The sequence below is a fragment of the Seonamhaeicola algicola genome (genome assembly GCF_007997385.1).
GTDB lineage: Bacteria > Bacteroidota > Bacteroidia > Flavobacteriales > Flavobacteriaceae > Seonamhaeicola > Seonamhaeicola algicola.
In genome coordinates, this window is the sequence record NZ_VOSC01000005.1 from 164,291 (window position 1) to 188,546 (window position 24,256).

General features: G+C 30.5%; 24 protein-coding genes. 15 read left to right on the forward strand and 9 right to left on the reverse strand.

Features of this window, described 5'->3' with window-relative positions; genetic code table 11:
* The first annotated feature begins 163 nt into the window (after positions 1–163).
* From FUA26_RS00720 to FUA26_RS00785, 14 genes are read left to right on the forward strand one after another with little or no spacing between them, the layout of a single operon-like run.
* Entirely contained in the window at positions 164–817 is a 654-nt protein-coding gene (locus tag FUA26_RS00720; protein WP_147130476.1) for a TetR family transcriptional regulator C-terminal domain-containing protein, read from the forward strand.
* Complete coding sequence (locus tag FUA26_RS00725) at positions 817–2,130, forward strand: ABC1 kinase family protein (protein ID WP_147130478.1); 1,314 nt, start codon at positions 817–819, stop codon at positions 2,128–2,130. Before FUA26_RS00720 ends, FUA26_RS00725 begins: the two co-directional genes overlap by 1 nt.
* Positions 2,127–2,759 carry a flavin reductase family protein gene (locus FUA26_RS00730; RefSeq protein WP_147130480.1) on the forward strand — a complete coding sequence of 211 codons (633 nt, stop codon included), beginning with the start codon at positions 2,127–2,129 and terminating at the stop codon, positions 2,757–2,759. The genes FUA26_RS00725 and FUA26_RS00730 overlap by 4 nt, the downstream gene beginning before the upstream one ends.
* 1 nt (position 2,760) lies before the next feature.
* The gene (locus FUA26_RS00735) at positions 2,761–4,185 is read left to right on the forward strand and encodes an SDR family oxidoreductase (protein WP_147130482.1); all 1,425 of its coding nucleotides are present in this window, start codon (positions 2,761–2,763) and stop codon (positions 4,183–4,185) included.
* Positions 4,175–4,318 (forward strand): DUF2256 domain-containing protein, encoded by a 144-nt coding sequence (locus FUA26_RS00740; protein ID WP_147130484.1) that lies wholly within the window; start codon positions 4,175–4,177, stop codon positions 4,316–4,318. The genes FUA26_RS00735 and FUA26_RS00740 overlap by 11 nt, the downstream gene beginning before the upstream one ends.
* Positions 4,294–5,598 carry a DASH family cryptochrome gene (locus FUA26_RS00745; RefSeq protein ID WP_147130486.1) on the forward strand — a complete coding sequence of 435 codons (1,305 nt, stop codon included), beginning with the start codon at positions 4,294–4,296 and terminating at the stop codon, positions 5,596–5,598. The genes FUA26_RS00740 and FUA26_RS00745 overlap by 25 nt, the downstream gene beginning before the upstream one ends.
* Before the next feature lie 2 nt (positions 5,599–5,600).
* Positions 5,601–7,106, forward strand: coding sequence for a cryptochrome/photolyase family protein (locus FUA26_RS00750; RefSeq protein ID WP_147130488.1), 1,506 nt, complete (start codon positions 5,601–5,603; stop codon positions 7,104–7,106).
* On the forward strand, positions 7,107–8,597 hold the full coding sequence (locus FUA26_RS00755; RefSeq protein ID WP_147130489.1) for a cryptochrome/deoxyribodipyrimidine photo-lyase family protein: 1,491 nt from the start codon (positions 7,107–7,109) through the stop codon (positions 8,595–8,597).
* Positions 8,597–9,022: a hypothetical protein gene (locus FUA26_RS00760; RefSeq protein ID WP_147130491.1), complete on the forward strand. Its 426-nt coding sequence runs from the start codon at positions 8,597–8,599 to the stop codon at positions 9,020–9,022. Before FUA26_RS00755 ends, FUA26_RS00760 begins: the two co-directional genes overlap by 1 nt.
* The gene (locus FUA26_RS00765) at positions 9,012–9,278 is read left to right on the forward strand and encodes a TIGR03643 family protein (protein WP_147130493.1); all 267 of its coding nucleotides are present in this window, start codon (positions 9,012–9,014) and stop codon (positions 9,276–9,278) included. The genes FUA26_RS00760 and FUA26_RS00765 overlap by 11 nt, the downstream gene beginning before the upstream one ends.
* Before the next feature lie 3 nt (positions 9,279–9,281).
* Positions 9,282–9,962, forward strand: a complete 681-nt coding sequence (locus FUA26_RS00770) for an SDR family NAD(P)-dependent oxidoreductase (protein WP_147130495.1) — start codon at positions 9,282–9,284, stop codon at positions 9,960–9,962.
* Between the two features lie 4 nt (positions 9,963–9,966).
* Positions 9,967–10,494 (forward strand): CIA30 family protein, encoded by a 528-nt coding sequence (locus FUA26_RS00775; protein WP_147130497.1) that lies wholly within the window; start codon positions 9,967–9,969, stop codon positions 10,492–10,494.
* Between the two features lie 9 nt (positions 10,495–10,503).
* The gene (locus FUA26_RS00780; RefSeq protein ID WP_147130498.1) at positions 10,504–10,974 is read left to right on the forward strand and encodes a TspO/MBR family protein; all 471 of its coding nucleotides are present in this window, start codon (positions 10,504–10,506) and stop codon (positions 10,972–10,974) included.
* Positions 10,975–11,011: 37 nt separating this feature from the next.
* Entirely contained in the window at positions 11,012–11,470 is a 459-nt protein-coding gene (locus tag FUA26_RS00785; protein WP_147130500.1) for an RNA methyltransferase, read from the forward strand.
* Here FUA26_RS00785 and FUA26_RS00790 read toward each other — a convergent pair.
* The 9 genes from FUA26_RS00790 to tsaD form a co-directional block, all read right to left on the reverse strand.
* Positions 11,467–11,823 carry a hypothetical protein gene (locus tag FUA26_RS00790; RefSeq protein ID WP_147130502.1) on the reverse strand — a complete coding sequence of 119 codons (357 nt, stop codon included), beginning with the start codon at positions 11,821–11,823 and terminating at the stop codon, positions 11,467–11,469. The two genes, FUA26_RS00785 and FUA26_RS00790, sit on opposite strands and share 4 nt — an antisense overlap.
* A gap of 6 nt (positions 11,824–11,829) precedes the next feature.
* On the reverse strand, positions 11,830–13,005 hold the full coding sequence (locus FUA26_RS00795) for a THUMP-like domain-containing protein (RefSeq protein WP_147130504.1): 1,176 nt from the start codon (positions 13,003–13,005) through the stop codon (positions 11,830–11,832).
* Between the two features lie 6 nt (positions 13,006–13,011).
* Positions 13,012–14,100: an AI-2E family transporter gene (locus tag FUA26_RS00800; protein WP_147130506.1), complete on the reverse strand. Its 1,089-nt coding sequence runs from the start codon at positions 14,098–14,100 to the stop codon at positions 13,012–13,014.
* Between the two features lie 42 nt (positions 14,101–14,142).
* A complete protein-coding gene (locus tag FUA26_RS00805) occupies positions 14,143–14,646 on the reverse strand; it encodes a TrmH family RNA methyltransferase (RefSeq protein WP_147130508.1) in 504 nt (167 codons plus the stop codon).
* A gap of 32 nt (positions 14,647–14,678) precedes the next feature.
* A complete protein-coding gene (locus tag FUA26_RS00810) occupies positions 14,679–15,323 on the reverse strand; it encodes a DUF4159 domain-containing protein (RefSeq protein WP_147130510.1) in 645 nt (214 codons plus the stop codon).
* A gap of 2 nt (positions 15,324–15,325) precedes the next feature.
* Entirely contained in the window at positions 15,326–16,030 is a 705-nt protein-coding gene (locus FUA26_RS00815) for a 16S rRNA (uracil(1498)-N(3))-methyltransferase (RefSeq protein WP_147130512.1), read from the reverse strand.
* A gap of 119 nt (positions 16,031–16,149) precedes the next feature.
* A complete protein-coding gene (locus tag FUA26_RS00820) occupies positions 16,150–17,838 on the reverse strand; it encodes an alkaline phosphatase D family protein (RefSeq protein ID WP_147130514.1) in 1,689 nt (562 codons plus the stop codon).
* 88 nt (positions 17,839–17,926) lie between these two features.
* Positions 17,927–18,562 (reverse strand): peptidylprolyl isomerase, encoded by a 636-nt coding sequence (locus FUA26_RS00825; RefSeq protein ID WP_147130516.1) that lies wholly within the window; start codon positions 18,560–18,562, stop codon positions 17,927–17,929.
* Between the two features lie 34 nt (positions 18,563–18,596).
* Positions 18,597–19,619 carry a tRNA (adenosine(37)-N6)-threonylcarbamoyltransferase complex transferase subunit TsaD gene (gene tsaD, locus FUA26_RS00830; protein WP_147130517.1) on the reverse strand — a complete coding sequence of 341 codons (1,023 nt, stop codon included), beginning with the start codon at positions 19,617–19,619 and terminating at the stop codon, positions 18,597–18,599.
* A gap of 192 nt (positions 19,620–19,811) precedes the next feature.
* On the opposite strand from tsaD, the gene FUA26_RS00835 reads away from it, so the two are divergent.
* Positions 19,812–24,170, forward strand: a complete 4,359-nt coding sequence (locus tag FUA26_RS00835) for a translocation/assembly module TamB domain-containing protein (RefSeq protein ID WP_246109043.1) — start codon at positions 19,812–19,814, stop codon at positions 24,168–24,170.
* Positions 24,171–24,256: the final 86 nt, after the last annotated feature.

Below are 24,256 nucleotides of genomic sequence, written 5' to 3' on the forward strand. Positions count from 1 at the left end.
TAATCAATAACAACTTTTTTTAAGTTATTAATTAGTGGTTTATCAAGTCTTTCATAACATTTTCTTATGCTTAAATAATTTTTGTTTAATTAAAATAAAAATAAGTTAAACAAAATATCGTATCTTTGAAGTAGATTACCTATTAACCTATAATAATACTACCATGGCAAAGAAAAAAAATATCACAAAAACAGATTTAATATCAATGTATATGGATTTTGTTTTAGAACATAACGAAGACCCAAAGTCTGTATACAAATTCAGTAAGGATAACAATTTTGATGAAGCATTGTTTTATCAAAGTTTTACATCTTTTGAAGCTATTAAAAACGAAATTTTCACTGTATTTTTTGAAAACACAATTGATTTGCTTCATAAAAGTGAAGAGTTTGAAAGTTTTGATGCCAGAAATCAATTATTAAGTTTTTACTATACATTTTTTGAAATGCTTACAGCCAACCGTAGTTATGTGGTGTACGCTTTAAAACAACAAAAAAACAAGTTAGATGCTGTAAAAAGTTTAAAAGGTTTAAAGCATGGTTTTACAAAATTTATTGATGGTTTAAACATTGAAAAACTAGACATTAAACAAGAACGTTTAGAAAAAATTCAAAATAAAGCATTATGTGAAACCGCTTGGTTGCAATTGGTAGTAACCATTAAATTTTGGTTAGATGATAGTTCTGCTGGCTTTGAAAAAACCGATTTATTCATTGAAAAATCAGTTAACGCAAGTTTTGATGTAATAAATATTGCACCTGTTAAAAGTGTAATTGATTTAGGGAAATTTTTGTTTAAAGAAAAAATGATGCAATAATGAAAACTATAGATACAATACCTACATCAAAAATTCAGCGTGCTTCAAAACTTGTGCAAACAGGGGCTAAAGTTGGTGTAAATTACCTAAAATACTACGGAAGTAAATTGGTTAATGGTGAAGATGAAGCTAAAGAGCAGTTAAACAAAGATAATGCTGAAGATATTTATGACGGTTTAAAGCAACTAAAAGGAAGTGCCTTAAAAGTTGCCCAAATGTTAAGTATGGAAAAAGGTATTTTACCCCAAGCATATGTTGAGCAATTTTCATTATCACAGTTTTCAGTGCCACCATTATCGGCACCTTTAGTAAAAAAAACATTCAAAAAATACTTTGGTAAAAACCCAGATGAGTTGTTTGATACTTTTAACCTAAATGCAGTAAGCGGAGCAAGCATCGGACAAGTTCACGTAGCTAAAAAAGATGGTAAAAAATACGCAGTTAAAATTCAATATCCAGGAGTTGCCGAAAGTATTTCAACAGATTTAGCATTAGTAAAACCCATAGCAATTAAAATGTTTAACATACGTGGTAAAGACAGCGATAAATATTTTAAAGAGGTTGAAAATAAATTAATTGAAGAAACTAATTATGTATTAGAAGTAGAACAAAGTCAGGCCATTGTTAATGCTTGTAAACACATACCAAATTTACAATTTCCAAATTATTACAAAAATTTATCTTCCGATAGAATAATTACAATGGATTGGATGGATGGCATTCACTTGTCTGAATTCACAAAACAAAACACCAACAAAGAAGTTGCCAACAAACTAGGGCAAGCTTTATGGGATTTTTACATGTACCAAATGCATGTGCTTAAAAAAGTACATGCAGATCCGCACCCCGGAAATTTTATGATATCTAAAAGCAATGAATTAATAGTAATTGATTTTGGATGTATGAAAGAAGTACCCGAGGAGTTTTATGTGCCTTATTTTGAATTAGCTAAAAAAGAAAATATATCAAACCCAAATCTTTTTGAGCAAAAACTTTATGAGTTAGAAATTTTAAGAGCAGATGATAGTAAAGAAGAACTTGCATTTTTCAAAGATATGTTTCATGAAATGTTAAGTTTATTTACCGAGCCTTTCAATACAGAAACTTTTGATTTTTCAGATGAAACTTTCTTTGGAAAAATAACAGAATTAGGTACAAAATATTCAAAAAACACAGAGTTGCGTAACATGAATGGTAACCGTGGCTCAAAGCATTTCATTTATATAAACCGTACGTTTTTTGGCTTGTATAATTTAATGCATGATTTAAAAGCTACCAACATAATAATAAATAATTTCAAAACATACATATGATTTTTTTTAATACTGAAGATATACATGGCTTTGATAAAATTTACAGAATTAATTTAATGAATAGCCTTTCAGGTTACAAATCTGCTAACCTAATTGGAAGTGTTTCAAACAATGCTGAAGAAAACGTAGCTGTATTTAGTTCTGTAATACATTTAGGTTCAAATCCGCCACTTTTGGGGTTTATTTTACGTCCAAACACAGTGCCTCGTAATACGTATGAGAATATAAAAGACACCGGTTTTTATACTATAAATCATATAAATGAAGCTTTTATTGAGCGTGCTCATCATACATCAGCAAAATATCCAAAAGGCGTTTCAGAGTTTGAGGTTACAGGTTTAACACCTGTGTATAAAAATAGTTTCAAAGCTCCTTTTGTAAAAGAATCATCAGTACAAATAGGTTTAAAGTATGTAGAAGAATATCATATTAAAGCCAATAATACCATTTTAGTTGTTGGTGAAATACAACAGTTTTATGTTGATACAGCTATGCTTGAAACAGATGGTTTTTTAAACCTTTCAAAAGCTAAAACAGCTACAATTAATGGTTTAGATGGTTATGCCATTCCAAAGTTAAACACACGTTTTGAATATCAAAGACCAAAAACTTTAGAAAAAAAGTTATAAAATGAAAATTTTAATCACAGGAACAACCGGTTATATTGCCAAAAGGCTCGCTTTAAAGCTAATTGAAAGCGGGCACGAGTTGGTGTGTTGTGTACGTGATTTAAACAGAATTCCTGATGAAATAGAATTTAAAAACCAAGTTGAATTTATAAAAGTTGATTTTTTAAACAGCAACTTACCAGATTTACCTAAAGATATTGATGCCGCATATTATCTTATTCATTCTATGGCAACAACAGCCAATAATTTTGAGAATTTAGAAAAAAAATGTGCTCAAAATTTTAAAACATTGGTTGAAAAAACTAATTGCAAGCAGGTTATTTATTTAAGTGGTATTGTTAATGACAAATCATTATCTACACACTTAAAATCTAGATTGCAGGTTGAAAATACTTTGCAATCAAAAAACTATGCATTAACCACATTTAGAGCAGGTATTATAGTGGGTAGTGGTAGCGCATCATTTGAAATTATAAGAGATATAGTTGAAAAACTACCAATAATGATAACGCCCAAGTGGTTAAATACAAAAACACAGCCTATTGCTATTAGAGATGTTTTACTGTTTTTAGAACGGGCATTATTAAACCCAAAACTATTAAATAAGTCTTTTGATATTTGTGGCCCCGAGGTTTTAACCTACAAACAAATGCTATTGCAGTTTGCAAATGTTAGAGGGTTTAAAAGGTATATAATTACTTTGCCTGTATTGTCACCAAAAATGTCGTCATACTGGTTGTATTTTGTAACATCAACATCATTTAATTTGGCAAAAGCTTTAGTTGATAGTATGAAAGTTGAAGTAGTAGCAAAACCAAGTAATATCAATCAAATTCTTGGAGTTTTTCCTATTACCTATAAAAAAGCAGTAGACCTAGCTTTTCAAAAAATAGAGCAAAATGCTGTTGTTTCCAGTTGGAAAGATGCTATGAGTAGTGGTGTTTTCAATTCACAATTAAGTAAACATATACAAATTCCGCAATATGGGTGTTTTAAAGATTTACGTTCTGTACCTGTTAGTAACGAAACTCAAACACTAAATAAAATATGGTCTATTGGCGGAGAAAACGGGTGGTATAGTTTCAATTGGCTATGGCGTATTAGAGGTTATATAGATAAGTTGTTTGGTGGTGTTGGCTTAAGGCGAGGCAGAACACATAATACATATTTAGAGCCTGGTGATCCGGTAGATTTTTGGCGTGTTTTATTAGCCGATAAAGAAGAAAAACGCCTATTGTTATTTGCCGAAATGAAACTACCTGGAGAGGCTTGGTTAGAATTTAAAATAGTAAAAAATCAATTATTTCAGCGTGCCGTTTTTAGGCCCAAAGGTATTTGGGGTCGCCTATATTGGTTCTCGGTTTTACCATTTCATGCCTTTGTTTTTAATGGTATGATAAAGGCTTTAGTAGCTAATGACAAGTAGAAAAAAACAACATTTACCCAGTAAAATATGTCCTGTTTGCGAACGACCATTTACATGGCGAAAAAAATGGGAGCGAGACTGGGAGAATGTAAAATATTGTAGTAAAAAATGCAGCAAAACAAAACAGCCATAGTATGGTTTACTAATAATTTACGTGTTCAAGATAATGAAGCTTTATATCAGGCTTGTGCTAATTACAAGCAAGTAATTGCAGTGTATTGTTTTGATGAGGAATTATTTACAAAAACACAGTTTGGATTTAAAAAAATTGAAAAATATAGAGCACAGTTTTTAAGAGAATCGGTTATAGATCTTCAAAAAAACTTACAATATTTAAATGTTCCTTTTTCTATTTATTATGGGTGTCCGCAACAGGTGGTTACAAGTGTATGTTTAGAAAACAAAGCGGACGCCCTCTTTTTTCAGAAAGAGTTTACTAGTGAAGAAAACAAACAAATAGATGCTGTATTAAAAAACTTGCCAAAACATGTAACAACTCATAGTTTTTATGATCAGTTTTTATTTCATCCAGATGATGTGCCATTTTCTATTAGAAAACTACCAGAGGTTTTTACAATATTTAGAAAAAAGGTTGAAAAATTATCAGAAGTAAGATCAAGGTTCTCACTTCTCCCTAAAAAAGAAACAAAAGTATCAGTTTCTGAATCTAAAGTACCATCTTTAAAAGCATTAGGCTTCGATTCATTTGAGCTTCCTGTAAATACTGCTTTTCCTTTTAAAGGAGGAGAAACAGCCGCGTTACAAAGGTTAAATGATTATTTTTTTAATACTAAAAAGCTAGCTTTTTACAAGAAAACAAGAAACGGACTTATTGGGACAGATTATAGTTCTAAATTTTCATCATGGCTAGCAAACGGAAGCATCTCAGCAAAAACCATTTATTGGAAAGTTAGAGAGTTTGAAAATGAATTTGGTGGAAATCAATCTACCTACTGGATGATTTTTGAGCTTATTTGGAGAGATTATTTCAAGTTTATTGCTTTAAAACACCAAAATAAGCTGTTTAAAATTAGTGGTTTAAAAAACATACACTACGATTGGAAAGAAAGTCAAGCTCAAATAGATCGATGGATTAACGGAGAAACTCAAGAGCCATTTGTAAACGCGAATATGATAGAGTTAAAATTAACTGGTTGGATGAGTAATAGAGGAAGGCAAAATGTAGCATCTTATTTTGCTAAAGAATTGCTGTTAGATTGGCGAATTGGAGCTGCATATTTTGAGAGTATGTTAATAGATTATGATGTACACAGTAACTACGGAAATTGGCAATATGTAGCAGGTGTAGGGAATGATCCAAGAGATAGAAAGTTTAATGTTCAGCTACAGGCAGAAAGGTATGATGGCAAAGGTGCTTTTCAACGCATGTGGTTACAACCAACACTTTTTTAGTTATGAATGAAGTTACTGTTATATTTCCGCATCAATTATTTAAAAATACTGAGTTTTTACCATCAAAAACAACTGTGTTTTTAGTAGAAGAATACTTGTTTTTTAGTCAATATAATTTTCATAAACAAAAAGTAGCTTTCCATAGAGCAAGTATGAAATTTTATGAAAGCTTTTTAGTAGACAAAGGTTTCAAAGTTACCTATGTAGAAGCATCAGATAAAAGAAGTGATGTTAGAAAGTTATTTTCTTTTTTTATTGATGAAGAGATAACAACAGTTCATATAATAAACCCTACTGATAATTGGCTGGAGAAAAGAATAAAAACTTTTTCAGAGCAAATATCAATTCAGTATTATGAAAATCCGTTATTTATAAATTCTAAAGAAGAATTAAGTTCATTTTTTAAACCCAACAAAAAGAAATTTTTTCAAACGTCATTTTATAAAAATCAACGTACAGATAGAAATATTTTAGTCACAAACGGTGAACCCGTTGGTGGTAAATGGACTTTTGATGCAGATAACAGAAAAAAATATCCAAAAGATAAAACACCTCCAACTATTACATATCCAAAGGTTAATAAACACTTTAAAGAAGCAGTAGGTTATGTAAATGCCAACTTTAAAAATAATATAGGTGAGGTAGATTCAATCCAGTACTATCCTACAACTTTTAAAGAATCTGAAGATTGGTTACAAGATTTTTTTAAGGTGCGTTTTCATGATTTTGGAGCTTATGAAGATGCTATTGTAAAAAAAGAACATTTTTTAAATCACAGTATTCTATCTCCTTTAATTAATGTTGGATTATTATCTCCATTATATGTAATTGAAGAGGCTATAGATTTTGCGGCTAAAAATGACATTCCTATTAATTCTTTAGAAGGTTTTGTCAGACAAATTTTAGGGTGGAGAGAATTTATAAGAGGTGTTTATGAAGTAAAAGGTACCGAAGAACGTACAAAGAATTTTTGGAATCATACTAGAAAAATACCAGCTTCATTTTATACCGGAACAACCGGTATTGATCCTATAGATACTACAATTAAAAAACTATTAAAAACAGGATATGCGCATCACATAGAACGTTTAATGATTTTAGGAAATTTTATGTTGTTATGTGAGTTTGACCCTGATGAGGTTTACAAATGGTTTATGGAGTTGTTTATTGATGCTTATGATTGGGTTATGGTACCAAATGTATATGGTATGACTTTGTTTGCAGACGGTGGTTTAATGTCTACAAAACCCTATATAAGTAGTAGTAATTATATAAAAAAAATGAGTGACTATCCTAATGGAGAATGGCAGCAAATTTGGGATGGTTTATTTTGGAATTTTATGGATAAAAACAGAAGTTTTTTGAGTAAAAATCCACGTTTAAATATGTTATTGTCCAATTTAGATAAAATGGATAATTCCAAAAGAGAAACTCATTTTAAAAACGCTGCTATGTTTTTTGAACAATTAGAAAATCCTAAAAAAGAAACACAGCTTAATTTATTATAAATGAGTAAAAAAGAAAACATATCTGTTGTTTGGTTAAAACGAGATTTGCGTTTACATGATAATGAAGCAATATATAACGCTTTACAGTCAGGAAACAGAGTGCTTTTTATGTTTGTTTTCGAAAATTTACTACTTCAAGATGCACATTACAGTAAGCGTCATTGGAACTTTATAAAACAATCTATTCAAGATTTAAACGAAGATTTAAAACACTATAACACGCAAGTTTTTTGTGCCACTGGAGAAATTTTTGCCATTTTTAATCAGTTACTTACCAATTTTGATGTAACACAAGTATTTTCTCATCAAGAAACAGGATTACAAGTTACTTTTAATAGAGATAAAGAATTCGCTAGATATTGTAGAAACAATTCTATTGAATGGATAGAAAATATAAATAATGGTGTATTAAGAGGTTTATTAAATAGAGAAGATTGGTTTGATAAGTGGGAACGTTATATGTATTTACCACAAATACCTTTTGAAGCTTCTTCTGAAAATTTTATTAGTATTGATGAAATCCAAAACATAAGTAAGTATTTTCATATTACAGATTTATCAACAGAAAAAGACGTAAATTTTCAATATGGCGGAACAAAAATGGCTTGGAAGTATGCAGATTCTTTTTTTAATGAACGATATGAAAAATATATGTTTCATATATCTAAACCAGAAGCGTCTAGAAGTAGTTGCAGTAGGTTATCACCATATATAGCTTGGGGAAATGTATCTATCAGAACCGTATTTCAAAAAGCCAAAGAAGTTAAAGCGCAATCAAAAAATAAAAGACATTTAAGCGCTTTTATATCTCGATTACGATGGCAAGCGCACTTCATTCAAAAGTTCGAAATGGAGTCTACTATGGAAAATGCAAGTGTTAATAAGGGATATCATAAGCTAAAAAAATCTATATCAGAAACCTATAAAACTGCTTGGGAAACAGGATATACGGGTTTTCCTTTAGTAGATGCTTCTATGCGTTGTTTAGCACAAACAGGTTATATAAATTTTAGAATGCGCGCTATGTTAGTATCTTTTTTTACGCATATTTTATGGCAACCATGGCAAGAGGCAACCCATCATTTATCACGCTTATTTCTTGATTTTGAACCTGGTATTCATTTTCCACAATTACAGATGCAAGCAGGTGAAACAGGTATTAATAATTTAAGAATTTATAATCCTGTTAAAAATGGACAAGAACATGACCCTGATGCTGTTTTCATAAAAAAATGGGTGCCTGAATTAGCTCATTTACCAGTTCCTTTTATTCATGAACCCTATTTATTGACTCCTTTAGAGCAACAATTTAATAATTGCATTATTGGGGAAGATTATCCAGCTCCAATTGTAGATATTAAAGAGAATAGAAAACGTGCTAGTGATATTTTATGGAATATGAAAAAAGATCCTGAAGTACGTAGAGAAAGCTATAGAATTTTAAAAAAGCATACAATTGATAATAGAAGTAGAATGTTAAGAGATGAATAATGATATTTAATACCACATATACAAATGAAGACTTTTTAGTCCATAGTAAAGAATTACTAGGGAAACCATTCTCGTTACTAAATAAAGTTAAACTGAATGGAGTAGGTTCTGGCCGTTTTATTATAGCAGAAGTAAGCCAGAAATTAAAATCAAAGAAAGTTCAATTTTCAGAATTAAATTATGGAAACATCGAAATGCGTCCTAAAGGTATTTTAGTGCATTTTACAAACAGATTAGAGCGCTTTTCATGGTGTATTCCATACCACAAATTAGTAGTGTACAACGCTTCGTTTTTTAGCATTCATGCCGAAGGAAGTTTTATAAAATTTTTAAAAAACAAAAACTATTCAGAGAATAAGAAATTCATTTCAAAAATGATTGATTATAAAAATGAATATCTAAATCTAGATTATTATGACGGATAGAGAAATCGATAGAATTATTGAAATGGCTTGGGAAGATAGAACCACTTTTGATGCTATTCAGTTTCAATTTGGTTTAAAAGAGCAGGAGGTTATTAACTTAATGCGAAGAGAAATGAAGCCTTCTAGTTTTAAAATGTGGCGCAAAAGAGTTCAAGGTAGAGCTACAAAACATGAAGCTAAAAGAGCATTTATAAAAGGTCGTTTTAAATGTTCAAGACAAAGAAATATATCTAATAATAAAATATCTAAAAGATAAAATATGAAAACAATTATAGTAGTAGGAGGGAGTAAAGGTATTGGAGCTGCCATTATAAACAGCTTAAAAGATACTCATAAGGTTATTAACATTAGTAGAACAGCAGCAATATCACATACTAATGTTACCAATTACGCCGTAAATGTTTTAGAGGACGAGCTGCCAGAAATAGAATCGACAATTAATGGATTAGTGTATTGCCCAGGTAGTATTAATTTAAAACCTATTAACCTATTAAGTTTAGATGATTTTAGAGCTGATTTTGAGATTAATGTTTTAGGAGCTGTTAAGGTTATTCAAAAATATGTTAATAATTTAAAGAATAACAACGGTAGTGTAGTATTGTTTAGTACGGTAGCAACTAAGTTAGGAATGCCTTTTCATGCAAGTGTTGCAGCAAGTAAATCTGCCGTAGAAGGTTTAACAAAATCACTGGCCGGAGAATTTGCTACCAAGGTACGTTTTAATTGTATTGCACCTACTGTTACAGAAACATCATTAGCAGACAAACTATTAAGAAACGACAAACAAAAAGAAAACATGGAGAATAGACATCCATTAAAAACCTATTTACAACCTACTGATGTTGCGAGTTTAGCAAATTATTTATTGTCAGATAACGCTTTGGCTATTTCAGGACAAGTATTTCCAATAGACGCAGGTATTGTTAGTTTAAAATTATAATAATATGATGTTCCTTTATCTTTTAAATTTATTATTTATACAAACACATATTATGATAGCAGATTTTTCAAATTCATACCCTATAGAATCATGGAATATTACTAATGATGTTGTTATGGGAGGCCTATCAAATTCTTCTATGAGTTTAACTAGTGATGGCTATGCTGTGTTTTCAGGAGATGTTTCCACCAAAAATAATGGAGGTTTTGCTATGACAAGACATACAGAATCCATCAATTTTGATAAAAGTCATTCTAAAATAGTTTTAAAAGTTAAAGGGGACGGAAAAAAATATCAGTTTAGAATAAAATCTAATATATATCAACGTTATTGGTACATACAAACATTTAATACAACAGGCGAGTGGGAAGAGATTACCTTATTGCTAAACGATTTTTATCCATCTTTTAGAGGAAGAAAGCTAGATATAGCTAACTTTTCATCAGAAAATATTGAAGAGATAGCACTATTAATCGGTAATAAAAAAGACGAAAGCTTTAAGTTATTGATAGATTCTATCAAAATTTATTAAATTAGTTACATGTTTAAACCAATAATTCGTTTTTTTATATTTTTAGTTGCTAATTTTTTGGCATTGTACATTGGTACTTTATTGATGAATGAAGGACCACAAACTCCTTGGTATCAAAATTTAAATAAAGCTCCGTGGACGCCACCCGGTTGGGTTTTTGGTGCAGCATGGACTACCATAATGGTTTTATTTGCGCTTTACATGACCAAACTAAGCTTTCAATTTTATCTTTTTGATAAAAAACTAATTCTTTTATATTCTTTACAATGGGTTTTAAATGTAAGTTGGAACTTATTCTTTTTTAACAAACACCTTACAGCTATTGGTTTAGTAATCATAACACTGCTTTGGTTAATAATAGGATATTTTACGTTTAAGTTTAAAAAAGATCTTAGCTATAATACGTTATTTATTTTACCTTACTTAATTTGGATGACCATTGCTACTAGCTTAAATGCCTATGTAGTTTTGTATAATTAAAGAAGCTAAGTTTGTTATTGTTTGATACTTTTGTGGTATGAACAATAATTTTATAAATGAGTTTTTTGGAATTGGTATTTTAAATGGTAAAACTCCTGAAAATTTAGGTGTTTTATGGAGATCTGCCCAAAACTTAGGTGCTAGTTTTATCTTTTCTATTGGCAACAGGTATGCCAAACAAGCGTGTGATACACATGACGCTGTTAAATCAATGCCTTATTATCACTACAACACTTTTGAAGACTTTTTTAATAATTTACCCAAAGGTACACGTATTGTTGGGGTAGAATTAGATGAGAGCGCTCAAGATTTAGAGACTTTTAATCACCCAAGGCGATGTGTATATTTATTAGGAGCTGAAGATCATGGGTTAACTAAAGAAGCGATTGAAAAATCGCATTTTTTAGTTAAATTCAAGTCAACTTTAAGTTTAAATGTTTCAGTTGCAGGTAGTATTGTAATGTATGATAGGCAGTTAAGTAAACCTCGAAGTTAATTAACATGAGCTTCCGTTTTTACTCTAAAGCACCGCTCGGTTCCTAAAAAATTGGGGTCGCCATAGGTTTCAGACCAAAAACCTTCTAAAATATCTTTCGTTAAACATTTATAAACAACTACGCCTGTAAACACATCATTATCAACACCTAAATATTCAAAATTAATTACTAAAATGTGGTCTTTAAAAAAGCCATAACCTGTCTGTTTTTGTTGGTTGTTAATAAGCCATTTAGCAACAACTCTATTATAATCATCAGTAGTTAGTGTAAGTGTGCCTCTGTATTGTATATTGGTTTCATTTTGGTTGGTACCAATAATGGTATATGTGCCTTCTAAATCATTTACCGTCATTTGCCTTTAAACTTTGCTGCAAAGTAACGCTATTTTATTATTATCAATATCTGTTGTGAAGAAAATATACAAACTACCACCATCTTTAATATGTAATTTTTTTCTAATTTGTTGTACCGTTTCCGGGAAGTTTCGGGTGGTAATATTTGCTTTTGAAATGCCTAATTTTTTAAATACTTTTTTGTTATAAGCTATGTTGTTTTCTATTTTAAAAATGCGCCCAGGAAATGTTTCTAACATCGTTTCGTTGGTATACAAATGTGAATGTTGATGTAACTTAAAAACGGGCAATTGTTGTGTAATTTGGTTAAAAGCCCCTGATTTTAAAATAGCAGCATTGGGTTCATATAAAAAAGAAAGTGGTTTGCTATAGTTAGCATGTGTTGAGATGCTAAAGTTGAAATTAAAATAAGCGTTGGTGTCTTTTTTTATGTTTACCGTTTTAATAGTAATAGCATTGTTGTAATCATGCTCTAAAACCCAAAGTAGTTCTTTTACTTCATTATTTACAGCAACAATATGTATGGTTTTAACATGGTTTAGCTCGTTAATGCCAATTGAAATATCTAATAATGGCGATGTTTTTACAAGTATGTTTTTTGCTGTTTTAAAAAGTAACTCTAAATGTTCTGGTACATTAGGTAAACAATCTTTTAAAAAAAAGACTTTCCCTTTACTGTCATGCCTGCGTGATGGATCAATATATATCCAATCATAGGTTTTTGGTTCAGATTGTAAATAGGCAATCCCATCGGTTTTAACAGTAGTTATATTTTCTATTTGAAGTTGTTTGTAGTTATGCGCTACAATTTCAGATAGGGTTTCGTTTATTTCGCAATGTGTAACAGCCTTAAAGTGTTTTGAAAAATAAAAACAATCTACACCAAAACCACCAGTTACATCAATAATAGTATTGCCAGAAATTAGTTCAGCTTTGTATTTAGCTGTTATTTCTGATGAGGTTTGTTCAATATTTAATTTGTTTGGGTAATAAATGTTGGTGGTATTAAACCATGTGCTAAGTTTGGTTTTACAACGTTTTTTAGCTTCAATTTGCGCAACAATAGCTTTAGTATCAACACCTTCAAAATTAGTACCTTTTAGTAGTATTGCGTTAATATCTGTTTGAAGGTTTTCTGAAATAAATTCCTGAACTTCAGTATTTAAAATGGCTAAATTCAATAGTAACTATAAATCTTTTGTAAGTTTTTTAACTATTTTGTTTTCAGATAAAAAGGCTTTTAAAATTACTTTAATAGCAGTGTAAGCAGGTACAGCAATTATTAGCCCTAAAACACCAAATAAAATACCTGCAATTAAAATAACTAAAAATATTTCTAGAGGGTGCGATTTTACACTTTTTGAAAAAATTATAGGCTGGCTAGCAAAATTATCAACCAATTGGCCAATAGCAATTATAAGTAATACCCACAATGTTTTTGGTAATATAACGTCACTAAAACTTTGCCCAAGTGAGCTTGTCATGGTTAAGGTAACCATTAAAAGGCCGCCAATTAATGGGCCCACGTACGGAATTAAATTTAGTAAAGCACATAAAAAGGCAATAACTACAGCGTTTTCAACACCAATAATTAACAACCCAATCATGTAAATAATAAACAAAATGAGTATTTGAAAAATTAGCCCAACAAAGTAGCGTGATAGTAAATCTTTTATTTTTTCAGAAGACGCTTTCCAGCGTGTTTCTTTATTATCAGGTATAAGTGTTAATATGCTGTTTTCAAATAAACGACTGTCTTTTAAAAAGAAAAATGAAATAAATAACACCGAAAAAAGCCCAATACTAAAGCTGCCTAAGCCACTAATTACCGAGTTTAAAAAGTTTGGAATTACCGAGAAATCTAGTTTTGAAAACAGATTGGAGTCTTTTAATGATTGCTCAACATCAATTTGATGTAAATCAAAATACGTAATTATTTCAGTGTATAGTGTTTCTATATCACTTTGTAATTCATTGATGTTTAATAATGATAAATTTTGCCCTTGTTTAATAATTAACGGAATAAACAAGCTAATTAAACCTGCAAATATACCTAAAAGAAGCACCATGGTTACAACTACAGCTATGGTGTTTTTAAATTTTAGGCGCCTTTCTAAAAACAACACAATAGGTCTGCCAATTAACGATATTACAGCGGCAATGGCAATATATCCAATAACCGATTGAATTTTATACAAAAACAATAGCACTAAAAATATACCACAAATTATGGCTATAGCACGTAAAATACCGTTGGCAATTATTTTAGAGTTCATTTAGTAAATATATAATAATATCATTTTTTAGCCCATAAATTGTTACAATAACTGTTTTGTAATTTCATAAAGGGCTATGTTTGTGGCTTGTACAACATTCATGCTGCTGTTTTGCCCAAACATATTAATATGAATGACAGCGTTTGAAATTTCTAAAATATTCTGTGAAACTCCAAAATTTTCATCGCCAATAATTAAAGCAATAGGTTTTTTTACTTCAGAAAAATTAAATGTATGAATAGGTTTACTGTTGTTAGTTATTTCTAATGAAATTATATAATAGCCTTTGTTTTGTAATGTTGAAATGGTGTTGCTAATGTTTGATTCTATATGATAATTAACAGACTTTTGGGTAGCTCTTGATGTTTTTGTCATTTTACGCCCAAACGGAATGTTTTCACAACAAAGTATAAGTTTTTCAACACCAAACGCATCGCAAATTCTAAATAAGCTTCCAATATTTGGAGCATTAGTTACGTTGTTACAAACCACAGTAACAGGAAATATTTGTTTTGAAAATTTAGTGTTATAATGGGTTAGCTGCAAAATATTTTTAAATTTTAAGTTTACTATTAATGTTAGTTTTCAAAAACATACTTAATAATATTTGCCCCCATTTTTAGTGCTTTTTCTCGCACATTGGCAGGGTCATTGTGCACAGCCTCATCTTCCCAACCATCACCTAAATCACTTTCAAAAGTAAATAATAATACAAGCCTATCTTTTTCAAAAATACCAAAAGCTTGTGGGCGTTTACCATCGTGCTCATGTATTTTAGGTAACCCATTTGGAAAATTATAAGCTATATTAAAAATTTTATGGTTAGCGGGTAATTCAACCAATTCCTTATCTGGAAAAACTTTTTTTAATTCATCAGTTATAAAAGGCTGCATGCCATAATTATCATCAATATGTAAAAAGCCACCAGAAGTTAAGTAATTCCTTAAGTTTTCAGCATCATCATCACTAAAAAAAACGTGTCCATGCCCTGTCATGTGCACAAACGGAAATTGAAAAATATCGGTACTACCAACTTCAACATTTTGTACATTGGTTTCTAATTGGGTGTTAATGTGCGTATTGCAGTAGTTTATAAGGTTGGGTAATGCTGTTGGGTTGCTATACCAATCGCCACCACCACTATATTTTAAAACAGCTAATTCTTGCGCATTTATATTTAAAATAAATGAGTAAAAGGTTAAAAGAAATACTAGTTTTTTCATGGTTATTCATTAACAAAAGCAACAGAATGGCATGCAACAATGGCAGCGGTTTCTGTTCTTAATCTGGTATTTCCCAAAGTTACAGGAATAAATTTATTTGCTAAAGCAGTTTCTATTTCTTGTGTGCTAAAATCGCCTTCAGGACCAATTAAAATGGTAACATTTGTATGTGGTTTTAGTTCACTTTTAAGTGATTTTTTATCGGTTTCTTCGCAATGTGCAATGTATGTGTTGCCTTCAAAATTTTGAGTAATAAAATCTTTAAACGTTACAGCGTTATTAAGTTTAGGTATGTAATAGTGTAATGATTGTTTCATGGCCGATTGCAAAATACGCTCAAAGCGTTCCGGTTTTATTACTTTTCGTTCGCTATGGTCGCAAATAATAGGTGTAATACTATCAATGCCAATTTCGGTGGCTTTTTCTAAAAACCACTCATAGCGGTCGTTCATTTTGGTTGGAGCCACAGCTAAATGCAAGCTGTAGTTTTTTTTATCTTGTTTTTCTTTTGAAATAATATTAGCAATGCATTTGTTAATATTTGGCATTGTTATTTGGGCTTTAAATAACCAACCGTTACCATTTGTAATATTTAAAACATCGTCTATGTTTTTGCGTAGTACTTTAATAATATGCTTACTTTCATCTTTAGGAAAGATGATTTGGGTTGTGTTTTCAGTAATATCAGGATTGTAAAATAGTTGCATTTAAAACCTTGTGTTTTAAGCAAAGGTATTTAAAAAAGACAAGTTATTAATAAAGTATAAAAACAAAAAAGCCGAGTTTTAACAAACTCAGCTTTTCATTTTAAAAATGTATATTTTTATTAAGAATAGGTTATGGTATTTCCTATTTCGGTTCTGTAGTTTGATGTTAAAATAGTGTCTACAAAAATCCATTCAGATTTTACTTCGGTACTTGTAAAAGTAGCCATTAAAAAACCACGTTTTGAGGCATCAAAGTAATTTAAATCATCTATTAAAATGGTTAAGGCTTGTTCAAAACTAGCCACTGTTGTAGGGTCTGTACCAATAAAGCTTTCAAAACCTGGAGAACTTACACCGGCTGTTGCTAATTCTATACCAACTTCAGTGTTATTTAGTGTTTTTAATGTGTTGCTCCAAGCGTTATGGGTATCACCGGCTAGGGTTATTATTTTTTTACCGTTTAAAGCGTTGTAAATAATTTCGCGTTCTGCTGGGTAACCATCCCAAGCATCTAAATTATAAGGTAAAACAGTAGTTACACGGGCTTTTTCTTGTTCGGTTAATGTAGGATCGTTTTGTAAAAGCCTAGACTTAATTGTTACTAATTCTGTTAAAACTTCGGTAAAATTAGAAGCGCCAAAAGCAGTAAGCATTTCAGCAGGAATATACATTTTGCCCATTAAAACCTGTTGCCCTAAAACTTGCCATTTTGCGTTGCTTGCATTTATTTGGTTTAATAGCCAATTACGCTGAGTTTCGCCTAAAATGCTTCTGTTAGGGTTGCTTATATCTGTTTGAAATGCGGCTACATCAAAACCTGAGGTACCAAAATAACTAAAAATGTCTAGTTGTTTATCTCTACCTATTAAACGGGTATCTAGCATTATTAAGTTAACAAGGTTTCCTATGTTTATGTTTCTGTAAATTAAACTATTATCATCTTGTTGTAATCTAGAAAAAGGTAAAAACTCACTGTATGCTTTTAGGGCATTTTGCTTTCTTGTTTCAAAACTTCCTTCAGTAGTTTCGTCATGGTTTTCAGCACCGTTTTTATAAGCATCGTTAGCTATTTCATGGTCATCCCAAACGCAAATAAATGGTTTTTTTTGGTGGGCTAACTGTAATGAAACATCAGATTTATATTGTTTGAAACGTGTTCTGTAATCTTCTAAAGTTATAACTTCTCTGTCTGGTTCATGAAACCTGTTTAAACTGGCATTTTCTGCTGTAGAACCATATCCGCCAGCGGCATATTCATAAAAATAATCGCCTAAATGAATTATAATGTCTGCCTCAGAATTAGCCATGGCATCATAAACATTAAACAAACCTGCTTGATAGTTTGAACAAGAACACACTGCTAATTTTGCGCTAGAGGCATCTTTGGGTAACGTTATAGTTTCACCAATAACAGATACTTCTTGGTCTTCAATGTTAACAAAGCGGTAATATAATTTTTGATTTTCCTCTAGTTGAGTAACTTCTATAGCTACAGTAAAATCTCTATCAGCATTTGTAGTTACTTTACCGTCTCTAATTTTATTTTTAAAGTTACTATCAGTAGCAATTTCCCATACAATTTCTTGGGTTGTACCACTGTAGCGCGTCCATATAATTACTTTAGAGTCCGTAGGATCAAAACTAGCAACACCTTCTTTAAATTTGGTGGTTGTAAAGTTAGTAGTATCAAAATTAAAACCTAAATCGTCATCACTTTTACAACTAATAAAATTTGGGGCTAAAATAATGCCGCCTGTTGCAAATAGCGCTTTTTGAAGAAAATGTCTTCTGCTGTTATGTTTGTTCATAGTATCAATTTGTTTGCCTAAAATTGATGCTATTTTTAATACTGCGAGTTATTTTAAGTTTAATTTTGTATTATGCTTTTCTAAAAAATTAAACTTTAGGCTCTACAATTTTTAGCACTTCAATTTCAGGAATTTCTTTAGGCTCTTCAGTTAAAACAACCACATAATACCAGTTTTGTGATGGAATATCTAGGGTGAAAGCTTCACCAATGGTATGTGTGTTTTTTAAAATTGCTTGTTCAAAATCGGGATGTAAATCGCCATTAGTAAACCAACCTAAATCGCCTCCTTTGTTGGCATTAGCATCCATGGAATATTGTTTAGCTAAAAAATTAAAAGTTGCTCCTGCATTGTAGCGCCCAATGATATTTTTTCTTAAATCATTAATACTTTCAAGTGTGTATTTTGAACCATCTAAATAAATATATGAAGCACGATAATACGTTTTACTTTTTTTAGCAACTACTTTGTAAAAGGTTTTTTCAAATTCGTTTTCAACTGTTTTTGTTCTACCAATACCTAATTTAAAAAGAGCTTTAGCTAATATGGTTTTATGCTTTTCTTCGTTAAACGTAATTACCTTATTTTTTTTAGAATTTTTAGTAGCTAAATAACTTTCTATTTGTTCTGGTGTTTCAATGGTTTCAAGCTCTTTTTCGGTAGTGCTTTGTGCAAATAATTGTGTAAAAGTTAGTGTAAATAAAAAAAGTAATGTTTTTTTCATAATGTAAATTTGGGGTTTTTAAAGTATAAATGTTTTATATTTTTAATCGGGCAGAAGCCATTATGTTTTGAGCTGTGGAGTAGCCTTCTAAGTATTTTAAATAACCAACAATGGCAATCATAGCAGCGTTATCTGTGGTGTATTCAAATTTAGGAATGTAGGTAGTCCAGCCAAATTTTTGTTCGCCATCTTTTAAAGCCTGACGTATTCCTGAATTGGCAGATACACCACCACCAATAGCAATGTGTTTTATACCGGTTTCTTTTGATGCTTTTTTCAATTTATCAATTAAAATACCAATAATGGTGTATTGTATTGATGCACAAATATCATTTATATTTTCTTCAATAAAATTGGGGTTTTCTTTTGTTTCACGCTGAATAAAATACATAATACCTGTTTTTAAGCCAGAAAAACTAAAGTTTAAACCATCAACTTTTGGTTTAGTAAATTTAAACGCTTTAGGGTTACCAAGTTTGGCACGCTTATCAATTTCAGGGCCAGCAGGATAACCAAGGCCTAAAATTTTTCCGCTTTTATCAAATGCTTCGCCAACGGCATCATCAATAGTTTCACCAATAACTTCCATATCAAAATAATGATTCACTTTTACTATTTGTGTATGGCCGCCAGAAATGGTCATGGCTAAAAACGGAAATGGTGGTTTCTCAAAACCTTCTTCATCAATATAATGTGCTAAAATATGGCCTTGCATATGGTTAACATCAATTAACGGAATGTTTAAGCCATAGGCCAAAGATTTTGCAAATGATGTACCCACAAGTAAACTACCCATTAAACCAGGGCCACGTGTAAAGGCTACAGCGTTTAAGTTTTCTTTGGTAATTCCTGCTTTTTTTAAAGCTTGGTGCACAACAGGTACAATGTTTTGTTGGTGTGCTCTAGAGGCTAATTCTGGTACAACACCACCATATGCTTCGTGTATTTTTTGGTTGGCAATAACATTACTTAAAATTTTACCGTTGTGTATTATAGCGGCAGCGGTATCATCGCATGAAGACTCTATTCCTAGTATATAAATATTTTGTGAATCCATTAATAAATATTAGGCACAATAATTGTTAATTTTGGCATTATAATAAACGTCTAAAACTATTTTAATAAACGTAAGTACAAAAATAGTTTATTCTTAATAATATCAATAATTTTATCGCATATCAAAAAAGCACTTAAAATAGCACTTAAAATAGCGGGGATTTTCCTGCTTTTGTTCATCATTTTGGTGTTGGTGTTTTCTATTCCTTCAATTCAAACAAGTTTAGGTAATTATGCTACTAAAGAGCTAAATAAAGAATTTGGCACAAATATAAATATTGAAAAAGTTGGTTTACAGTTTAATGGCGATGTAGAGTTTAAAAATATTTATGTTGAAGATTATAAAAAAGACACCTTAATTGGCATTACTGAGCTTAATACCTCTATTTTAAGTTTTAGAAATTTAGTTAATAATAAAATGACTTTTGGTGATATTGATATTATTGATTTAATATTAAATATTAAAACCTATAAAGGCGAAACCGATACTAATTTAGATGTTTTTATAGCCAAGTTAGAAGGTGATAACCCTAAAAAAAGTAGCGGTACTTTTCTTTTGTCATCTAGTGATGTATCAATTTACAACGGTATTTTTAGACTTATTGATGAAAACCGCGAAACCCCAAAACGGTTAGATTTTTCAAACTTAAACATTAACGGCACTAATTTTTTAATAAAAGGAAGTGATGTTAGTACCAGAATTAATAAACTAGCATTTGTTGATAGTCGTGGATTAGTAGTTAAAGATATGATGACTAATTTTGAGTATACTTTAACAAGCATGACTTTTAATGACCTGGTGCTTAAAACACCAGAATCGGTTTTAAACGGTAATATTAAATTTACATACAACCGCGAAGATTTGCAATACTTTACAGATAAAGTTCAAATTAACGCTAATTTTAAAGACTCAAATATTCTGTTAAATGAATTAAATATTCTTTACAACGAATTTGGTAAAACACAAAGAGCAGAATTTAGTACTGAGGTTTCAGGAACTTTAAATAACTTAAAAGCTACAAATTTAAATTTAAGTACTAGCCGAAGCACTAAAATACAAGGCAATATTTATTTTGAAAACCTATTTAATAGTAAAGAAAATAACTTTTACATGAATGGGCGTTTTTCAAATTTAACCTCTACCTATCAAGATTTAACCAATTTATTACCCAATGTAATTGGTGATGCCATACCTTCAACCTTTGATAGGTTAGGCCGCTTTACCATAGTTGGAAATACCCAAATAACATCAACACTTATAAATGCCGATGTAGAAATTAATACTGATATTGGTTTTATAGATTCTAACCTTGAAATAAATAAGGTAAATGACATTGACAACGCAACATATAAAGGAAATATAGCTTTAAAAGATTTTGATTTTGGTACTTTTCTAGACGAACCAAAAATTGGCATAGGCTCACTTAATTTTGATGTGAACGGAAATGGTTTTATTACCGAAAATTTAAACACACAAGTAAGTGGCGATGTTTTTAATGTAATTTATAACAACTATAATTACAACAAAATAAAAGTAGCCGGTAAAGTAATAAATAAAATTTTTGATGGTAATTTAATTGTAAATGACAGAAACTTACAATTAAATTTTAATGGTTTAGTAGATTTTTCTGAAGAAGTAAAAAAATACGATTTTGAGGCAAAAGTAGATTATGCCAACCTAAACACCCTAAACTTTGTAAAAAAAGACAGTATTTCAATTTTTAAAAGTAGGGTTAAAATGAATATGAATAGTAGTAGTTTAGATGATGCTAAGGGTGTAATATCATTTAGCAACACAACCTACAAAAATGAACACGATACTTACTATTTCAAAAAATTTGACATTTCTTCACGTTTTGAAAATACCACGCGTTATATTGAATTTAAATCGCCCGATATTGTTGAGGGCAATTTAAAAGGCACCTTTGTTTTTAAAGATTTAAAAAAGCTTTTTGAAAACTCAATTGGCCATATTTACACCAATTATCAACCACATAAAGTACGTACAAATCAGGGCATAGATTTTAATTTTAAAATTTATAATAAAATAGCCGAAGTTATTTTTCCTGAAATAGAGTTAGGTAAAAACACCTTTATACGAGGGCGTGTTGAGAGTGATGAAACCAAGTTTAAACTAACGTTTAAATCGCCTCAAATTAAAGTGTATAATTACTTTGCAGATAACATTGAGGTGCAGGTAGATAACAGTAATCCACTTTTTAATACCTATGTAGAAATAGATAGTTTAAATACCAAATTTTACAACGTATCAAAATTTAATTTAATTAATGTTACTGTAAATGATACGCTATTTATGCGGTCTGAATTCAAAGGAGGTAAACGAAATGATGATGATTTTAACCTAAGTTTTTATCACACAATTAATGAAAATAAAGAATCGGTTATAGGTTTTAAAAAATCAGATTTTACAGTAAAAAATCGCAAATGGTTTATTAATGAAGCTGGTGATAGGTTTAACAAAATATCGTTTGATAAATCGTTATCAAAATTCAATGTAGATAATTTTAAAATAAATCATAAAAACGAGGAAATTAAACTTTCAGGCTTTTTAAAAGATTCTACTCAAAAAGACATAAAACTCAACTTTAAAAATGTAAATCTTGCTAAAATAACACCAGATATTGATAGTTTATCTTTAGCAGGAAACGTAAATGGTAAATTAGATATTCTTCAAAAAAACGGCAGCTATTTACCCAATTCAACCATAGTAATTAATGATTTTGCAGTAAACAACTTTCCCTTAGGCGATTTTAATGCCCAAATAACAGGAAATGACAATTTAACACATTATTTAGTTGATGCTTCAATAAAAAATAACATATCAAAATCCTTTACAGCAAAAGGAGATATTGTAGTAAATAGGCGGCAATCTAACCTTAATGTAGATTTAATGTTTGATGATTTCAAACTAGCACCCTTAAACCCGCTGCTTTATGATGTTTTATCAAATATTAGGGGTGAAGTTTCGGGTAAAGTAAAACTTATTGGAGACACTAAAAAACCCAATATTAACGGCTCATTAACCCTAGCCGACGCAGGTTTTACAATACCCTATTTAAATGTTGATTATGCCTTTAAAAATAAAGAACAAGTAACATTAAAAGCGCAAAGTTTTATTTTTAATAATATTGAATTAATTGATACAAAATTTAACTCTGGCGGTACATTAAACGGTACATTAAACCATGTTAATTTATCAAAATGGGATTTAGATTTAGATATTAATACAAAACGATTGCTAGTTTTAGATACCCAAGAAACCGATGATGCGCTGTATTATGGACGTGGTTTTATAGGTGGTGAAGCTAAAATTTTTGGTCCTACAGATCAATTAACTATTAGTGTGGTAGCGCAAACAAAACCCGGAACTGTATTTAAAATTCCTTTAAATGACACTGAATCGTTTGGTGATAATACCTTTATAAGGCTGGTTTCAAAAGAAGAAAAAGAAGCCAAAAACAAAAACAAAGCCTACGTTTTTGATGATATAAAAGGATTAGAATTAGATTTTGATGTTGATATTACAGAAGATGCAGACCTAGAGATTATAATAGACAAAAGTACTGGGCATTCATTAAAAGGTAATGGCCGCGGAGGTATTTTAGTTGAAATAAATACAAACGGAAAGTTTGATATGTGGGGAGATTTTTCGGTATTTAAAGGTGTTTACAATTTTGCTTACGGTGGTTTGGTGCAAAAACAATTTATTGTGCAACCCGGTGGATCAATAAACTGGGAAGGAGATCCGTTAAAAGCTAGAATTGATATGCTAGCCATTTACAAAACACAAGCAAACCCATCGCCTTTACTTGATAATCCTATAAACAGAAGCATTCCCGTTGAATTAAATATTGCACTAACAGGAGAACTTGAACAACCAGACCCCGAGTTTAGTTTTGAATTTCCTAATGTAAATTCTGCAGTAAAATCTGAGCTTCAATATAGATTAGATTCTCCTGAAGATATGCAAAACCAAGCCCTGTATTTAATTTCTACAGGTTCGTTTTCAAGAGGTTTAAATGAGTTGAATTTTTCTGGAACTATAGCTGAAAGACTCAACGGCATTATAAACGGTATTTTTTCAAACGGTGATGGTAAACTTAACTTAGGTTTAAATTATGAAGCTGGCCAAAACAGACCCGATTATCAAACCAATGATAGAGTGGGTTTAACACTACAAACCCAAATAAGTGATAGAGTACTTATTAACGGTAAAGTTGGTGTGCCTATTGGCGGTAGTGACGCTACAAACACTGTAGTAGCCGGCGATGTGCAAATAGAATTTCTGTTAAATGAAGAAGGCACACTAGTAGCAAAAGTATTTAATAGAGAAAATAGTATCCAAAATTTTGGAGAACAAATTGGTTACACACAAGGTGTTGGTTTATCGTATAATGTAGATTTTGATACATTTAAAGAATTACTTCAAAATTTATTTAAAAGTAAAAAAGAAGCACAACCCAACGAAGAAATTATTGAAGAAAACACCTCGCCAGATTTTATAACACATAAACAAACTTCGCAAAATTAAAGCGTCTTCTTTTTAGTTGTTTTTTAGGCAATTATAAAACTATTATTAACTAAAACGTTGTAGTGTTAACTATGCATTAAAAAGCG

Bases quoted from the DNA above. Each gene is read 5' to 3' on its own strand.
- FUA26_RS00720 (WP_147130476.1), top strand. From the start codon at position 164: ATGGCAAAGAAAAAAAATATCACAAAAACAGATTTAATATCAATGTAT.
- FUA26_RS00725 (WP_147130478.1), top strand. From the start codon at position 817: ATGAAAACTATAGATACAATACCTACATCAAAAATTCAGCGTGCTTCA.
- FUA26_RS00730 (WP_147130480.1), top strand. From the start codon at position 2,127: ATGATTTTTTTTAATACTGAAGATATACATGGCTTTGATAAAATTTAC.
- FUA26_RS00735 (WP_147130482.1), top strand. From the start codon at position 2,761: ATGAAAATTTTAATCACAGGAACAACCGGTTATATTGCCAAAAGGCTC.
- FUA26_RS00740 (WP_147130484.1), top strand. From the start codon at position 4,175: ATGACAAGTAGAAAAAAACAACATTTACCCAGTAAAATATGTCCTGTT.
- FUA26_RS00745 (WP_147130486.1), top strand. From the start codon at position 4,294: ATGCAGCAAAACAAAACAGCCATAGTATGGTTTACTAATAATTTACGT.
- FUA26_RS00750 (WP_147130488.1), top strand. From the start codon at position 5,601: ATGAATGAAGTTACTGTTATATTTCCGCATCAATTATTTAAAAATACT.
- FUA26_RS00755 (WP_147130489.1), top strand. From the start codon at position 7,107: ATGAGTAAAAAAGAAAACATATCTGTTGTTTGGTTAAAACGAGATTTG.
- FUA26_RS00760 (WP_147130491.1), top strand. From the start codon at position 8,597: ATGATATTTAATACCACATATACAAATGAAGACTTTTTAGTCCATAGT.
- FUA26_RS00765 (WP_147130493.1), top strand. From the start codon at position 9,012: ATGACGGATAGAGAAATCGATAGAATTATTGAAATGGCTTGGGAAGAT.
- FUA26_RS00770 (WP_147130495.1), top strand. From the start codon at position 9,282: ATGAAAACAATTATAGTAGTAGGAGGGAGTAAAGGTATTGGAGCTGCC.
- FUA26_RS00775 (WP_147130497.1), top strand. From the start codon at position 9,967: ATGATGTTCCTTTATCTTTTAAATTTATTATTTATACAAACACATATT.
- FUA26_RS00780 (WP_147130498.1), top strand. From the start codon at position 10,504: ATGTTTAAACCAATAATTCGTTTTTTTATATTTTTAGTTGCTAATTTT.
- FUA26_RS00785 (WP_147130500.1), top strand. From the start codon at position 11,012: ATGAACAATAATTTTATAAATGAGTTTTTTGGAATTGGTATTTTAAAT.
- FUA26_RS00790 (WP_147130502.1), bottom strand. From the start codon at position 11,823: ATGACGGTAAATGATTTAGAAGGCACATATACCATTATTGGTACCAAC.
- FUA26_RS00800 (WP_147130506.1), bottom strand. From the start codon at position 14,100: ATGAACTCTAAAATAATTGCCAACGGTATTTTACGTGCTATAGCCATA.
- FUA26_RS00810 (WP_147130510.1), bottom strand. From the start codon at position 15,323: ATGAAAAAACTAGTATTTCTTTTAACCTTTTACTCATTTATTTTAAAT.
- FUA26_RS00815 (WP_147130512.1), bottom strand. From the start codon at position 16,030: ATGCAACTATTTTACAATCCTGATATTACTGAAAACACAACCCAAATC.
- FUA26_RS00820 (WP_147130514.1), bottom strand. From the start codon at position 17,838: ATGAACAAACATAACAGCAGAAGACATTTTCTTCAAAAAGCGCTATTT.
- FUA26_RS00825 (WP_147130516.1), bottom strand. From the start codon at position 18,562: ATGAAAAAAACATTACTTTTTTTATTTACACTAACTTTTACACAATTA.
- tsaD (WP_147130517.1), bottom strand. From the start codon at position 19,619: ATGGATTCACAAAATATTTATATACTAGGAATAGAGTCTTCATGCGAT.